Origin of the sequence: Moritella sp. 36 (assembly GCF_018219415.1) — a bacterium.
Taxonomy (GTDB): Bacteria; Pseudomonadota; Gammaproteobacteria; order Enterobacterales; family Moritellaceae; genus Moritella.
Window position 1 is genome coordinate 2,594,841 of the sequence record NZ_CP056120.1, and the last position, 14,826, is coordinate 2,609,666.

The window sequence follows — 14,826 nt, forward strand, 5'->3', positions numbered from 1 at the left end:
TTGAAGTAGCTGGGGTATATGGTAAAATGCCCGCATCTTTCTAAATTGAGCCCGCAAAGTGCATTCCAATATAAAACTGCCTGAAGATTACCTTACACTAATGGGTAACATTATCCCTGACCATCTTTCTATGGACGACTTTATTGCTTGCTGTAAAACACCATTGAAAACCAGTGTTCGTGTTAACACGCTTAAAATTTCTGTTGAAGAATTTAAACAATTAGCAAAAACCAAGCAATGGGCACTCACATCAATCCCTTGGTGTGAAGAAGGGTTTTGGTTACAACAAGAAAATACAGATACCAAGCTAGGTAATAGCTGGGAACATATCGCAGGTCTTTTTTATATTCAAGAAGCCAGTTCAATGCTACCTGTTACTGCGTTATTTAAAGAACAAGTATCAGGTGCGACTGCGCAATACAATACCATTCTTGACTGCGCATCAGCGCCTGGTTCAAAAACAAGTCAGATTGCTGCACTGTGTAATAATAATAATTTCATTGTGGCTAACGAATTATCATCTAGCCGATTAAAAGTATTAAGCGCGAATATCAAACGCTGTGGTATTAAAAACATTGCTCTTAGTCACTATGATGCGAATGTATTTGGTACTTGGTTACCTGAAATGTTTGATGCTGTGTTACTTGATGCACCTTGTTCAGGTGAAGGCGCAATCCGTAAAGATGATAAAGCGATGCTTAATTGGTCGTTAGGCAGTATTAATGACATTGCGGATATTCAGAAAGAATTAATTGAAAGTGCATTTAAAGCCTTAAAACCCGGTGGCACATTAATCTATTCAACCTGCACATTAAATCAAACTGAGAACCAAGCCGTTTGCCAACACCTCCTCGATTTGTATCCTGATAACGCAGACGTTATCCCGCTTACCGACCTATTCCCAACGGCGAATGATTGTTTAACTGCAGAAGGTTTCTTACATGTCTGGCCACAAATTTATGACAGTGAAGGTTTCTTTGTTGCTAAATTCACTAAAAAAGAATCACTTGGTCTACGCCCGATTAAAAAGAAAAAACGCTTAGTATTCCCGTTTAGCCCAGTTAGCCGTCTCGAAAATGACGCAATTCGTGATTACTTCCGTGACACCTTTAATTTTGAATTTGAGAGTGGCGTCTTCTATCATCGTGATAGTGAGATCTGGCTATTCCCGAAAGAATTCCCAGCGTTCATCGGTAAATTCAAATTCGATCGTATCGGTATTAAAATTGCTGAGAAATTTAAAAAAGGCTTCCGTGCACAACATGAATGGGCGCGTACCTTTGGTCATCGATGTGATAGAAACGCCGTGTCACTTGATATTGAGCAAGCTAAACAATATATCATGGGACGTGATATAAACTTTGCAGATGTAGACATCGATAATTTAGATGACTTACAGGGTGAACTTGTTGTATTACTCGAAGGTAGTGTGCTTGGTTTAGGTAAACGTGTTAATCAGCGTTTAAAAAATAACTACCCGCGTGACCTAGTTCGTGATAACAATTTGTTTAACGAATAATATCACGATCGACAACACGATAACTTAATGGCAATTTGATATACGTAAATAATTTACTATATTTAATATTACAAGAATACCTGTTTCCCTAAGCTCAGTACAAGGATTTGTATTGGGCTTTTTTTTATTTTTTTTATAAATAACTCTCCTTGAAAATACGTTTCTAATTATTCCAGCTAAAATGGCTATTCTTTGTTCCTAACTACTAGGTAAATAAGCTAAAAAATCACATTATGCTTCGTTACATAAATAACTATGATAAAATCGCCGTTAATATTGATTTATACAAACTTGAGTAAAATATATGAACTTCGACCTTACTAACATCACTGAACTACCTGCCGGTCCTGATGCAGCGCATATCGCCCTATTCGCTCTGACTTTAATCCTATTATTAATTACCTTAGTTCGAGGTGGTAAAAAGACTGTTGAAATAGAAAAGATTGTTGAAAAAGAAGTACCAGTTGAAATAGAGAAAATAGTGGAAGTAATTAAACACGTAGATGTTGAAAAAATTGTTGAAATAGAAAAATTTGTTGAGATTAAAGCACCATTACAAGAAGCAAGCCCAGCTGCCGCATGTCAGCTTTTATCACTACTACAAAATGAAGCACGTTTTGTTGATTTCATTCAAGAAGACTTAACGGGTGCAACGGATGAACAAATTGGTGCAGCAGCACGTATCATCCATACTGGTAGCAAAAAAGTAATTAATGAATACTTCACCTTCACGCCGATCCGTACTGAAGAAGAAGAAAGCCAAGTAACTGTCGCTGAAGGCTTTAATCCATCAGAAATCAAACTGATTGGTAACGTACTTGGCAGCGCGCCTTACCGTGGTATTTTAGTCCACCAAGGCTGGAAAATCAGTAACGTGAACCTACCTAAACTGGCACAAGGCCACAATGCTAACATCGTAGCAGCAGCAGAGGTTGAACTATGAGCGACATCACTATGAGCGAAATAGCCGCACAATACAGTATTGGTATCGATTTAGGTACAACACACTGTGTATTATCATACATCGACCTTACCGACGAAAGTGATCAAGCAGCTAAGCAGTTGTTTGCAATCCCCCAACTATCAGCACCAGGTTCTGTAACAGAAAAATTCCAATTGCCTTCATTTGTGTACCAAGCACATGCCGAAGAGATCAGCCAAGATCAAACGCCATTACCATGGGATGGTGAAAATACAGCCCTTGTTGGTGATGTTGCACGCCAACTTGGTTTAAAGACCCCTATCCGCTTGGTATCAAGTGCCAAGAGCTGGTTAAGCCATGCGACCGTTAGCCCACACGATGCGATCTTACCATTCTCAAGTCCTGACGAAGTTGAAAAGATCTCCCCTGTAACAGCGACAAGCCAATACTTAAACCACCTAGCTGCAGCTTGGAATGATGCACACCCAGATGCGCCAATTTCAGAACAGGATGTAACAATCACCATCCCTGCTTCTTTCGACCCAGCAGCACGTAACTTAACGGCGCAAGCAGCACAAGATTTAAATCTTAAACATTTAAATCTACTTGAAGAACCTCAAGCGGCAGTTTATAGCTGGTTAGAAGCATGCGGTGACGAATGGCGAGACCAAGTCAATGTTGGTGATACCATCTTAGTGGTTGATATTGGTGGTGGTACAACGGATTTATCATTAATTTCTGTTGAAGAGTCTGAAGGTAACTTAACGTTATCACGCGTTGCTGTAGGTGAACATATCCTACTTGGCGGTGATAATATGGATCTTGCCCTTGCATATCGTCTAAAAATGAAGTTAATGCAAGAAGGCAAGCAGTTACAACCTTGGCAAATTCAAGCCATCACACATGCGTGTCGTGATGCTAAGGAACAACTACTATTAGATAATGACATAGAAGCAATGCCAATTGTTATCCCTAGTCGTGGCTCTAAGTTAATTGCTGGCACTATGCAAACTGAATTAACACGTGAGGAAGTACACCAAACTATCTTAGATGGTTTCTTCCCTGCAACTGCTGTGACAGATATGCCACAACAGAATACGCGCACAGCATTAACACAGATTGGTCTACCGTATGCACAAGATGCGGCAATCACTAAGCATATTGCTCACTTCTTGAATAAACAGCATGGCGCACTAGAAACCGATGCCGGTGACTTCATCAAACCAACGGCAGTATTGTTTAATGGTGGTGTGTTTAAATCTGATGCTATCAGCACTAAGCTAATGGGTATTATCAATGATTGGTTAATTACAGCTGACGTTGAAGAAGAAGCAACACTATTAACGGGGATTGATTTAGATCTTGCTGTTGCGAATGGTGCTTGTTACCACGGTTATGCGAAACATGGTAAAGGCGTTCGTATTAAAGGCGGTTTAGCGAGTTCATACTATGTCGGTGTTGAAAGCTCAATGCCCGCCATCCCTGGCTTCGAACCGCCACTTGAAGCAGTTTGTATTGCCCCATTTGGTCTCGAAGAAGGTTCAAATGTTGATGTAACTACACACCAGTTTGGTTTAGTTGTCGGTCAACCGGTTAAATTCAAGTTCTTTGGTTCAACAGTACGTCGTGACGATGTGGTTGGTACGCACCTTGATTTCTGGCAACCAGAAGATCTTGAGCAACTACCTGATATCGAAGTATCGCTCGAGACAAGTAGCCGTAACAGTGGCGATGTTGTTCCTGTATCGCTTTCAGTGACTGTGACTGAAGTGGGTACTTTAAAAATTGAAGCGATTGCTGATGATAGCGACGAAGCTTGGGAAATTGAATTAACTGTTCGTCAATAAACATGATCTAACATAATCATTACACAGTCGTTATATTGATAAATGTGTACTTAACTCAGGGCACTTTGCCCTGAGTTTTATTATATGGAGTTTTTAATGCCCTCACCTGTTTCTAAAACAGCGCAATATGTAATTGGCATCGATCTTGGCACCACCCACAGTGTTCTTTCTTATAAAAATATCGATGATTATCAAGCCAGCGCTTCTGTATTTCTCGTTGACCAATTGGTTGGTCCTGGCGAAGTTGCAAGAAAACCGTTACTCCCTTCATTCCGCTATCATTTTAATGACAACGAAATTGCCCCAACTGATTGTATTCTACCTTGGAAAAAAATTAATTTTAACGGTGAAATAGCGAATGTTATTGTTGGTCAATGGGCACGCGATTTAGGCACAAAGACCAAAGGCCGTTTAGTTTCGAGTGCCAAGAGTTGGTTATCTCACCCAAGTATCGATGCACAAGCAGCCATTCTCCCTTGGGCTGTTGAAGATAACATTGAAAAAGTATCGCCAGTCATTGCCAGTGCAAGCTACCTTGCACATTTTCAAGCGTCTTGGAATTATCATAATCCAGAGCACTTACTTGCCGATCAAAATATTACTATCACTGTTCCAGCCTCTTTTAACGACACCGCCCGTGCATTAACTCTCGCCGCTGCAGATCTCGTTGGCTTAACAAACGTGACGCTATTAGAAGAACCACAAGCTGTTTGTTATGACTGGTATCACCGAAATAAACAAGCTAAAACAGATTTGATTGAACACGATAAAACCATGCTTGTATGTGACATCGGTGGTGGTACAACGGATTTAAGCTTAATCGAAATGTCATTAGATCATGGCGAGCTAAATTTAAATCGTGTCGCAGTTGGTGATCATTTAATGCTGGGTGGAGATAACATCGACTTAGCGTTAGCCCATATTGTCGAATCAAGAATATCACCAGACCAACGTTTAAAATCTGCAGCATTAGGACAACTAATACAGCAGACACGCCAAGCAAAAGAGCTCTTTTTATCCGAGCAACCACCAAGTACCACATCAATTACGCTGCTGGGTCGTGGCTCTAAGTTAATTGCGCAGTCTAAAAAATGTGAACTCACTAAAAATGAAGTCATCGATATGGTGTTTAATGGCTTCTTGCCCAATAGCGCGTTTAACGAATTACCAACGCACAGAAAAAATGCGGTTGTGGAATTTGGTTTACCGTATACCTCGGACCCTGCGATTTCAAAACATATTGCCGAATTCATCCATACTTATTACGATATAGACGCAGCCGACGATTACGATACCGCTGTCGTACCAGCCGCAATGCTTGTTAATGGTGGTATCTTTAATAGCCAAAAAGTAAAACTGCACATTGAAAAAGTATTATCGGGTTGGAAGCAACAAAAAGTTCAGATGCTACACAATGGTAACCCTGATTTATCAGTTGCATATGGCGCTGTTGAATTTGGCTTTGCCAAAATGGGTAAACAGAAACAAATTGGCGGTGGTAGTCCTCGAAATTACTTCATTGAAATAACCGATCGTTCTGGTACACCACAATCTATTTGTCTATTGCCGAAAGGCACAGAAGAAGAGCACGTTATCAATTTAGATAGCCGTTTGTTTTCATTAACTATTGGTGAACCCATTCGTTTTAATCTTGCTACCACAAGCTATGAAAGCAATTTAAAACCTGGTGACATTATTGATAAAGAGTTTGAAACAGAACTAAAAGGTAAAACGCCGTTACCACCTTTTGTCGTCACGATCCCTGAGCACAAAGATCACAAACGTTTTGAGTCAGTGTATTTGTCTTGCAAGTTAAGCAGTATTGGTACCCTACAACTTGAATGTGTGAGTGAAACCAACAGCAATCAACGCTGGGCATTAGAGTTCTCTGTTCGTCCAAGTTTAGCAAATAAAAAGACTAATGATGATGCTAAAGATATCAATGCGATTAAACAGTGTCACCCTAATCTCCCTGAGGCAATTAAATTAATTGAAGCTGTGTATGGTGCAAGTAGTAAAAAAAGCGATCCTAAATTGGTTAAATCATTGCGTAACGACCTTGATAAACGTTTAGGCAAACGCGATACTTGGGACACAGACCTATTACGTGAACTTGCTGCGCCGTGCTTACAGTTTGCTAAAAACCGCCGCCGTACCGAGCAGCATGAACGTAATTGGTTAAAACTAACAAGCTTCCTGCTGCGTCCTGGCTTTGGCTACCCAGCTGATGATTGGCGTATTGAACAAATTTGGCCAATATTTAAATCAGCTATTCAATATAATAAATCAACCCAGTCATGGAGTGATTGGTGGAATTTATGGCGCCGTATTGCTGGAGGCCTAAATGAACAACAACAGATCGAAATATACGATACTCTTTCAGTCTACTTTGTTGAAGACAGTAATAAACATGCCAAAATCATCAATCAAGCGAAACAACGCAGCTATGATGATATTATTCGACTTGTCGCCTCACTAGAACACATTCCAGTGGCGCTAAAAGTTGAATTTGGTGAATACTTACTGGCTAAATTAAAGAAACCACAAAATCAGCAATTACATTGGTGGGCATTAGGTCGTATCGCATCTCGTGTTGCTTTTTATGGTAGTCAACATAATGTTATTCCCCGCCATATCGTTGAAACATGGTTAAATACATTACTTGAAGCTAATTGGCAAAAAGAACCGCACATTGCTTTTGCAGCCGTAATGATTGCCAGAAAAACCGGTGATAGAGAAATGGATGTTCAAGATAAGGTAAGAGATGCTGTGATAGAAAAATTAACGCAGAATAAATTATCGGAAGCTTGGTTAGCATTAGTAAGTGATGCACAGACGTCTGATGAAACAGTAATAAAGCGTATCTTTGGTGATAGCCTCCCTACAGGGTTAACCTTACTGTCGTAATATTTTAGTCATTGTTATTTTAATAGGTGGTCTTCGTTTTGACCACCTATTGTTTAGCTTTAACAATTCATTAATTACTAAAACTATTTATTCATTACTAAACTATTCATTTCATACAAATAGTTATTCTTCAATACCGTCTTTAATAAACCAAACATTACTAAAGCCTAATTTAGTAAAATGGTTTTTACGGAATTCTCTTACGGCTTTCGTACCTTTCGATACATCTTCAACTTGTTTTTCCATAATCATATATTGCGTTAGATCGATTCCTTCTTCTGCAGCAACCGCTTCATAGATATGGTGAAACTGTCGGTATGAGAATGGAATTTTTTTATCTTCTTGTTTATAAGTATAACTAACTAGGTGGGCCAAAATGCCTCCAAATAATGATTAAATTCGATATCACATGTCATTAATATCGAGGTAGTACTGTAATTTATTAAGGTTGTACTGTAACTAATTAACATAGTTCTGTTAATTTATCGACGTGTAATATTAAACAGTGCCGTAAATTTATGTGGATAATACCACACTCAACTCAGTCGTCAAAAGTTGAGTGCGGTATATAACCAAGTTACGTCAAGATACTACATCAGGTCGATATTATTTTTTAGCGTTGAACAGCTTAAAGTAGTTCTCTGTCGTTGACTCTGCTAATTCTTCGAAGGTGACCCCACGTAAATCGGCAACAAATTCAGCTACAGCACGAACATAAGCAGGTTGATTTTCTTTACCACGGTATGGTACTGGTGCTAAATAAGGTGAATCAGTCTCAACTAACAATCGATTAGTCGGGATTGTTTTAACCACGGCTTGTAAATCTTTTGCTGATTTGAACGTCACGATACCTGAAATAGAAATATAAAATCCCATTTCCAATACCGCAGCAGCCATTGCATCTGATTCAGTAAAACAGTGGATAACCCCACCAATTTTCTCTGCACCTTCTTCTTTTAAGATACGGATGGTGTCATCAACAGCACCACGCGTATGAATAATCAGTGGTTTATTAAGTTCAATTGCAACTTGAATATGATTACGGAATGATGCTTGCTGGATATCTTTGTTTTCAGGTGAATAGAAATAATCTAAACCTGTCTCACCAATAGCGACGACTTTTTCATTTTGTGCTAATGCCAATAACTCTGATTTTTCGTATTCATCTTCAAGATTAAGTGGATGAACACCACATGATGCATGAATATTGTCAAATTCAGCTATCAGCTCAATCATAGTTTTGAAGCGGGGTAAAGTCACAGATACGCTTAATAAATGTGATACGCCACGTTCTGTCGCTTTATTAACAACATCGGCAAGATCTGTATGAATGGTATCGTAATTTAGGCCATCTAAATGGCAATGAGAATCTACTAACATATTAATTTATGAATCTTTTTAGTTTAATTAAAAATGACAGAATCAATGTTTCAGCCGTTAAATTATTATTTTGCATTAATAACTGACGAAGCTCTGTCAACTCTGATTGTAGTTGAGTAATTTTGTCTTGAGATAACAGCGTTGAGAAGTGTGTTAACCATTCAAGTTGGTCTGTATTAACAATATAATCAACGCCTACACCCCGATTAACTTTCTGTAAATCAAGTAAGATAAACTGTAACCACGATAGCTTCTCTAATGTGCGGTCTGTAATGATCTCACACAATCGCGTAATCGCAGCTGGCTGTTGTGTCAGTAACGCTATATTCGAGAATATCTCTCTACGCAAATCATCATCGCCGTTGTTTAAATAATTTAGCGTGTGTAAAGGTGCCCCATGATTAATGCGGATAGCAGTCAATGTCGGGTTCTCTATCGGGAACTGCTGCTGTAACCATGACAGTGTTTCCTGCTCCGGCGGCGCTGGAAGGTGTAGCTTTTGACACCGGCTATAAATTGTCGGCAATACTTGTGACTTATTTTCAGCCAACAAAATGATGTAGCTACCATTACTTGGTTCTTCTAATGTTTTAAGTAATGCATTAGCAGAGGCTAAATTAAAGCTTTCAGCATGCTCGATAATGACTACCTTGTTACCAGTAAGTTGTGAATACTCATTTAATTTCTGACTAATGAGCCTTATTTGATCAACACCAATCACTTTACCGGGTTCAGTTGAAACCAAATAATAATCAGGATGTACACTGGTCTCGAATAACTGGCAAGGGTGACATTGGTGGCAAGGCTCCCAACCAATAGGCTCTTTACATAATAAAGTTTGGGCAAGTGTCTGCGCATACGACAGTTTACCCATACCGCTAGCACTGGTAATAAACAACGCATGATGTAAACGACCTGCAGTCATTTGCATTTGCTGTTTTTCCCAGTGAGGTAATAACCAAGGATATAGCATTTAATTATTCAACACTTTCATTATTACAATTAGCATTCGCCGTTAATACATCACGGATTTGCGCCTGAACATTATCAATATTCTGTCCCGCATCAACACTATAAATAGTGTTATCAGCGGCTGCAAGTTCTTGGTATTTTGCACCAATACGCTGGAAGAAAGACAGTTGCTCTAATTCAATACGGTCTAATTCACCGCGTACTTTTGCGCGTTCTAAACCAACCGCGGGATCGATATCTAACAATAACGTCATATCAGGCTTGAAGTCACCAATAGCGACTTGACGTAGTGTATTCAACACACCAATATCAAAACCACGGCCGCCACCTTGGTAAGCAATAGAAGAAAGATCATGACGATCTCCCACAACCCATTGGCCTTTCGCTAGGGCTGGTTTAATTACATTTTCCACTAATTGGGCACGTGCGGCATACATTAGCATTAATTCGGCTGATTCAGTCAACGGCTCTTCGGTATCGACTTCTTTCACAATAGCACGCATCTTTTCGGCAAGTTTCGTTCCGCCTGGTTCACGTGTGGTGATCACATCTGTGATCCCCTGCTCCGCTAGCCAATTAATAACGGTGCTTACTGCAGTACTTTTACCTGCGCCTTCGAGGCCTTCGATTACTAAAAATTTAGCTTGCACAATAACTCTCTTCAATTTATCTTTTTAAAATGTATTTACGAACAGCACGATTGTGCTCTTTTAAATTTTTTGAAAAATAATGACCGCCGTCACCACTTGCAACAAAATATAAATAGCTTGTTTTGGCTGGGTGTAGTGCTGCATCAATAGACATTTTACCCACCATCGCAATCGGTGTAGGCGGTAAACCTCTAATCACATAGGTGTTGTAATCTGTTTTTTGACGTAGGTGTTTACGACGAATATTACCTTTATACTCATCACCCATGCCATAAATCACGGTTGGATCAGTCTGTAAACGCATACGTCTGTTCAATCGATTAATAAACACAGACGATACAGTCGTTCTTTCGCTTTCTAATCCAGTCTCTTTCTCGATGATAGAGGCAAGAATCAGCGCCTCATAAGGTGTTTTAAGCGGTAAGTTTTTATCTCTTGTTTCCCACGCTGCATTTAAATAAGCTTGAAGTTTTTTATGTGATTTTAAATATAATGCTGAAACTAACGTCCCTTGCGGATAAAAATAGGTCTCAGGCAGCATCAAGCCTTCAAGCTTTGAGTTTTCTATTTGTAATAATTGCGCTAATTCTACTTCAGATAAGTCAGCCGTATCATCAATAATCCCCGTTGCTTGTGTTAACTGCTTGCGCCATTCTTTAAATGTTGAACCTTCAATGAAGGTGATTTTATACTGGAACTCATCCCCAGACACAAGGTGCTCGAATAATGTTTGGAAATTCCAACCTGCAGTTACTTTATACGAACCAAGTTTAATATTGGTAATACCTGAGTGTTGTTTAAAAAAGAGGCGTAAAAAAACTTTAGATTCGAAGTTACTCTCCGCAATCATTTGATTAGCAATTGATTGCGCGGTATCACCCGAAGAAACAGTAAGGATATGATCTGTTTGTACACGTTCAACAGACACAAATGATTGATAGCGTGAATAGAAAAGTACACCTGCAATCAATAGAATAGTAAATAGTAAGGAAATAGCAGTAATTATCTTTTTCATAGCTCGATGCATAAATTAAATTCAAGCACACATTTTACACCAATGAAAAATTGTTTGATACATGCAAGGTGTGTTTAATCACCTTGCATGTGAATATCAAATAACTAAAAACACTTATTTATTATGTTAGCTATGCCAAAATGAATAATTAATTGTTTAACGTTATGACTTTAATATCTTAGTCCGCTTTTTTAAATAATAGCGAACCGTTCGTACCGCCAAAACCAAATGAGTTTGATAAGGCGTATTCCATAGTCACTGCACGAGCGCCATCAGTTACAAAATCCAGATCACAACCTTCACTTGGGTTCTCCAAGTTGATTGTTGGGGGTAATATTTGATCTCTTAAAGCAAGAATTGTAAAAATGGCTTCGATTGCACCAGCCGCACCCAAAAGATGACCTGTCATTGATTTTGTTGAGCTAACTGCAAGTTTATAAGCGTGCTCGCCAAATACAGATTTAACCGCAGCTGTTTCGGCTTTATCACCAGCTGGTGTTGATGTGCCATGTGCATTTACATAACCTACTTCACTTGCTTCAATACCCGCATCAGCAATTGCATTACTCATCGCTAGAGCAGCACCGGCGCCATCTTCAGGTGGTGACGTCATGTGGAATGCGTCGCCACTCATTCCGAAGCCAACTAATTCAGCATAGATAGTTGCACCACGAGCGACAGCATGCTCATACTCTTCCAGTACTAAAATACCCGCACCATCGCCAAGCACAAAACCATCACGGTCTTTATCCCAAGGACGACTTGCTTTTTGTGGGTCATCATTACGTGTTGATAATGCTTTCGCTGAGCCAAAACCTGCCATGCCCATTTCTGTTGATGCCTTTTCTGCACCACCGGCAACCATTACATCGGCATCGCCATATGCAATCATACGAGCAGATTGGCCAATACAGTGCGTCCCTGAAGTACAAGCCGTTGCGATCGCAATGTTTGGACCTTTCAGGTTGTTGCGGATAGACACATGACCAGCAACCATATTAACAATCGTTGAAGGTACAAAGAAAGGACTCACTTTACGTGCCCCACCTTTAGCAAAATTATGCACATTTTGCTCAATCAGACCAAGTCCACCAATACCAGAACCAATAGCAGTACCAACTCGGGTTGCGTTTTGTTCTGTAATAACTAACCCTGAGTCATTAATTGCTTGCTCTGCTGCTACGATCCCGTATTGGATAAATAAGTCCATTTTACGGCAATCTTTACGGTTGAGCCCAACCGCTTCAGCATCAAAATCATTAACCAGGCCAGCAAACTTTGTTGAAAAATTAGTGGTATCAAAGTGCTCAATATTTTCAATGCCGCTGATACCAGATTTAATTGCTTCCCATGACGTCGTAACAGAGTTACCAACCGGTGAAACAATACCTAACCCTGTAATTACAACTCTTCTATTAGCCACACTCGTTCTCCAAATAGGCAAAAAAAAAGCGGTCTTGCGACCGCTTTTATATATTTATAAAGTCATTATAAAAACAACTCTATTTTGATTATCTCTCATCGAGAACTTAATCAGCTGAATTATTCAGCGCTAGAAACAACGAAGTCGATTGCAGCTTGAACAGTAGTGATTTTCTCTGCTTCATCGTCTGGGATATCAGTATCGAATTCTTCTTCTAGAGCCATAACTAGTTCAACTGTATCTAGAGAATCTGCACCTAGGTCATCAACAAAAGAAGCTTCGTTTTTCACTTCTTCTTCTTTAACACCAAGTTGTTCAATAATGATTTTTTTTACGCGTTCTTCGAAGTTACTCATGTTTTACTTTTCCTTTAAAAAATATAAAGCTTTTGATTAGTAGTTTATTGATTACTCATAAACTTGCAAGCCCTAACTTGGTGGTCAAACCACGAATGGTGAAAAAGCTCGCAAATTTATAAACAAAATCAAATATAAATGGCTATGCCATATACATGCCGCCATTTACATGGATGGTTTCACCCGTGATATAGCTTGCACCATCAGATGCTAAAAATCCAACAGTTTCCGCTATCTCAACAGTACTCCCAAGACGATTGGTTGGTACTTGAGCTAATATGGTTTGTTTTTGTTCTTCCGATAACTCACTTGTCATATCTGTTTCGATAAAGCCAGGTGCTACCGCATTAACAGTGATACCGCGAGAAGCGACTTCACTTGCAAGTGACTTAGTAAATCCTAATAAACCTGATTTAGCCGCTGCGTAATTTGCTTGACCGCCGTTACCAGTTGAACCAACAACAGAGCCAATATTAATGATACGACCAAAACGTTGCTTCATCATACCGCGTAAGCAAGGCTTACACAGGCGGTATAAAGAGGTCAAGTTAGTATCAATAACATTACACCATTCATCTTCTTTCATACGCAAGAAGATATTATCTGCTGTAATACCGGCATTATTCACTAAAATATCAATGTGCCCAACACGGGTTTTGATTTCAGCATATAATGCATCAACTGAATCTTGATTTGTCACATTTAGTTCCAAACCAAAACCCGAATCCCCTAAATAAGCGCCAATACGCTCAGCACCTTGTGCAGAAGTTGCAGTACCAATAACTCTGGCACCTAACTTTGCAAAATGTTCCGCGATTGCGCGACCAATACCACGGCTTGCGCCCGTCACGAGTACTGTTTTACTTGAAAAACTCATTTATTTATTCCTACTGTTATGCAAAATCAGCAATTGTTGCTTGATTATTTACTGCACTACCTTTAATCGTTTTATCAATACGCTTAACAAGTCCTGTAAGTACTTTACCAGGACCGAATTCATATAACGTTGTAATGTCTTCTTTCGCCATAGCCTCTATCACTTCAGTCCAGCGCACTGGCATATAAAGTTGACGTATAAGCGCATCTTTAATGCTATCCGCATCTGTTGGTGACGCTACATCAACATTATTAATCACCTTAATGACAGGTGTATTAAAAGTAACTTGTTCTAATGCGATTTTTAATTCATCCGCTGCAGGTTTCATCAACGAACAATGAGAAGGTACGCTTACAGGTAAAGGCATGACACGTCGGGCACCCGCTTCAATACATAACTCAGAAGCACGAGCAACCGCGGCTTTATTACCCGCAATAACCACCTGACCAGGTGAATTGAAATTTACAGCTGATACAATTTCATCTTCAGCCGCTTTTGCACAAGCAGCAATCGTCGCATCATTATCTAAACCAATAACGGCGGCCATTGCGCCAATACCTTGTGGAACAGCTTGTTGCATCAATTGTCCACGTAATTCCACAAGTGCAATTGCGTCTTCGAATTTAATTACACCAGCACATACTAATGCTGAGTACTCGCCTAAACTATGACCAGCAACTAATGAAGGCTTAAAGCTTTCTTTCACAGAGGCGATTCGCCACAATGCAACAGAAGTCGTTAATAATGCAGGTTGCGTAATATGAGTTTGGCTTAAATCTTCAGTAGTTCCGTTTTGCACTAAGTCCCATAGGTCATAGCCAAGCACTTCACTTGCTTGAGCAAACGTTTGTTCTACGATTGGATGATCTGAAGCAAGGTCTGAAAGCATACCAATTGTTTGTGAACCCTGACCAGGGAATACTACTGCATATTTTGACATAAAGTACCTATAAAAATT

At 39.6% G+C, this 14,826-nt stretch carries 13 protein-coding genes; 4 read left to right on the forward strand and 9 right to left on the reverse strand.

Annotation, left to right across the window (positions count from 1 at the left end; genetic code table 11):
• Positions 1 to 58 precede the first annotated feature (58 nt).
• The 4 genes from rsmF (at position 59) to HWV03_RS11630 (ending at position 7,195) form a co-directional block, all read left to right on the forward strand.
• On the forward strand, positions 59 to 1,519 hold the full coding sequence (rsmF, locus tag HWV03_RS11615; RefSeq protein WP_211676055.1) for a 16S rRNA (cytosine(1407)-C(5))-methyltransferase RsmF: 1,461 nt from the start codon (positions 59 to 61) through the stop codon (positions 1,517 to 1,519).
• 304 nt (positions 1,520 to 1,823) lie between these two features.
• Positions 1,824 to 2,462, forward strand: coding sequence for a DUF2760 domain-containing protein (locus HWV03_RS11620; protein ID WP_211676056.1), 639 nt, complete (start codon positions 1,824 to 1,826; stop codon positions 2,460 to 2,462).
• Positions 2,459 to 4,288 (forward strand): Hsp70 family protein, encoded by a 1,830-nt coding sequence (locus tag HWV03_RS11625; protein WP_211676057.1) that lies wholly within the window; start codon positions 2,459 to 2,461, stop codon positions 4,286 to 4,288. Before HWV03_RS11620 ends, HWV03_RS11625 begins: the two co-directional genes overlap by 4 nt.
• Before the next feature lie 96 nt (positions 4,289 to 4,384).
• Entirely contained in the window at positions 4,385 to 7,195 is a 2,811-nt protein-coding gene (locus HWV03_RS11630; protein WP_211676058.1) for an Hsp70 family protein, read from the forward strand.
• Positions 7,196 to 7,318: 123 nt separating this feature from the next.
• Here the strand turns inward: HWV03_RS11630 and HWV03_RS11635 are convergent, their stop codons facing one another.
• From HWV03_RS11635 to fabD, 9 genes are all read right to left on the reverse strand, one after another.
• On the reverse strand, positions 7,319 to 7,570 hold the full coding sequence (locus HWV03_RS11635; RefSeq protein WP_211676059.1) for a DUF2960 domain-containing protein: 252 nt from the start codon (positions 7,568 to 7,570) through the stop codon (positions 7,319 to 7,321).
• A gap of 231 nt (positions 7,571 to 7,801) precedes the next feature.
• The gene (locus HWV03_RS11640) at positions 7,802 to 8,575 is read right to left on the reverse strand and encodes a TatD family hydrolase (RefSeq protein WP_211676060.1); all 774 of its coding nucleotides are present in this window, start codon (positions 8,573 to 8,575) and stop codon (positions 7,802 to 7,804) included.
• Position 8,576: 1 nt separating this feature from the next.
• The gene (gene holB, locus HWV03_RS11645) at positions 8,577 to 9,506 is read right to left on the reverse strand and encodes a DNA polymerase III subunit delta' (protein ID WP_255546782.1); all 930 of its coding nucleotides are present in this window, start codon (positions 9,504 to 9,506) and stop codon (positions 8,577 to 8,579) included.
• A gap of 46 nt (positions 9,507 to 9,552) precedes the next feature.
• Complete coding sequence (gene tmk, locus HWV03_RS11650) at positions 9,553 to 10,197, reverse strand: dTMP kinase (protein WP_211676062.1); 645 nt, start codon at positions 10,195 to 10,197, stop codon at positions 9,553 to 9,555.
• A 16-nt stretch (positions 10,198 to 10,213) separates the two neighbouring features.
• Entirely contained in the window at positions 10,214 to 11,212 is a 999-nt protein-coding gene (mltG, locus tag HWV03_RS11655) for an endolytic transglycosylase MltG (protein ID WP_211676063.1), read from the reverse strand.
• A gap of 178 nt (positions 11,213 to 11,390) precedes the next feature.
• Positions 11,391 to 12,635: a beta-ketoacyl-ACP synthase II gene (gene fabF, locus HWV03_RS11660; RefSeq protein ID WP_211676064.1), complete on the reverse strand. Its 1,245-nt coding sequence runs from the start codon at positions 12,633 to 12,635 to the stop codon at positions 11,391 to 11,393.
• 119 nt (positions 12,636 to 12,754) lie between these two features.
• Positions 12,755 to 12,991, reverse strand: a complete 237-nt coding sequence (gene acpP, locus HWV03_RS11665; RefSeq protein WP_067049274.1) for an acyl carrier protein — start codon at positions 12,989 to 12,991, stop codon at positions 12,755 to 12,757.
• 142 nt (positions 12,992 to 13,133) lie between these two features.
• Positions 13,134 to 13,868 carry a 3-oxoacyl-ACP reductase FabG gene (gene fabG, locus HWV03_RS11670; protein ID WP_211676065.1) on the reverse strand — a complete coding sequence of 245 codons (735 nt, stop codon included), beginning with the start codon at positions 13,866 to 13,868 and terminating at the stop codon, positions 13,134 to 13,136.
• Between the two features lie 16 nt (positions 13,869 to 13,884).
• A complete protein-coding gene (gene fabD / locus HWV03_RS11675; RefSeq protein ID WP_211676066.1) occupies positions 13,885 to 14,808 on the reverse strand; it encodes an ACP S-malonyltransferase in 924 nt (307 codons plus the stop codon).
• Between the last annotated feature and the right edge of the window lie 18 nt (positions 14,809 to 14,826).

What these genes read in the sequence shown, in the direction of transcription:
- fabG (WP_211676065.1), bottom strand. Translation starts at nt 13,868, where the DNA reads ATGAGTTTTTCAAGTAAAACAGTACTCGTGACGGGCGCAAGCCGTGGT.
- acpP (WP_067049274.1), bottom strand. Translation starts at nt 12,991, where the DNA reads ATGAGTAACTTCGAAGAACGCGTAAAAAAAATCATTATTGAACAACTT.
- mltG (WP_211676063.1), bottom strand. Translation starts at nt 11,212, where the DNA reads ATGAAAAAGATAATTACTGCTATTTCCTTACTATTTACTATTCTATTG.
- fabD (WP_211676066.1), bottom strand. Translation starts at nt 14,808, where the DNA reads ATGTCAAAATATGCAGTAGTATTCCCTGGTCAGGGTTCACAAACAATT.
- HWV03_RS11625 (WP_211676057.1), top strand. Translation starts at nt 2,459, where the DNA reads ATGAGCGACATCACTATGAGCGAAATAGCCGCACAATACAGTATTGGT.
- HWV03_RS11620 (WP_211676056.1), top strand. Translation starts at nt 1,824, where the DNA reads ATGAACTTCGACCTTACTAACATCACTGAACTACCTGCCGGTCCTGAT.
- holB (WP_255546782.1), bottom strand. Translation starts at nt 9,506, where the DNA reads ATGCAAATGACTGCAGGTCGTTTACATCATGCGTTGTTTATTACCAGT.
- HWV03_RS11640 (WP_211676060.1), bottom strand. Translation starts at nt 8,575, where the DNA reads ATGTTAGTAGATTCTCATTGCCATTTAGATGGCCTAAATTACGATACC.
- HWV03_RS11630 (WP_211676058.1), top strand. Translation starts at nt 4,385, where the DNA reads ATGCCCTCACCTGTTTCTAAAACAGCGCAATATGTAATTGGCATCGAT.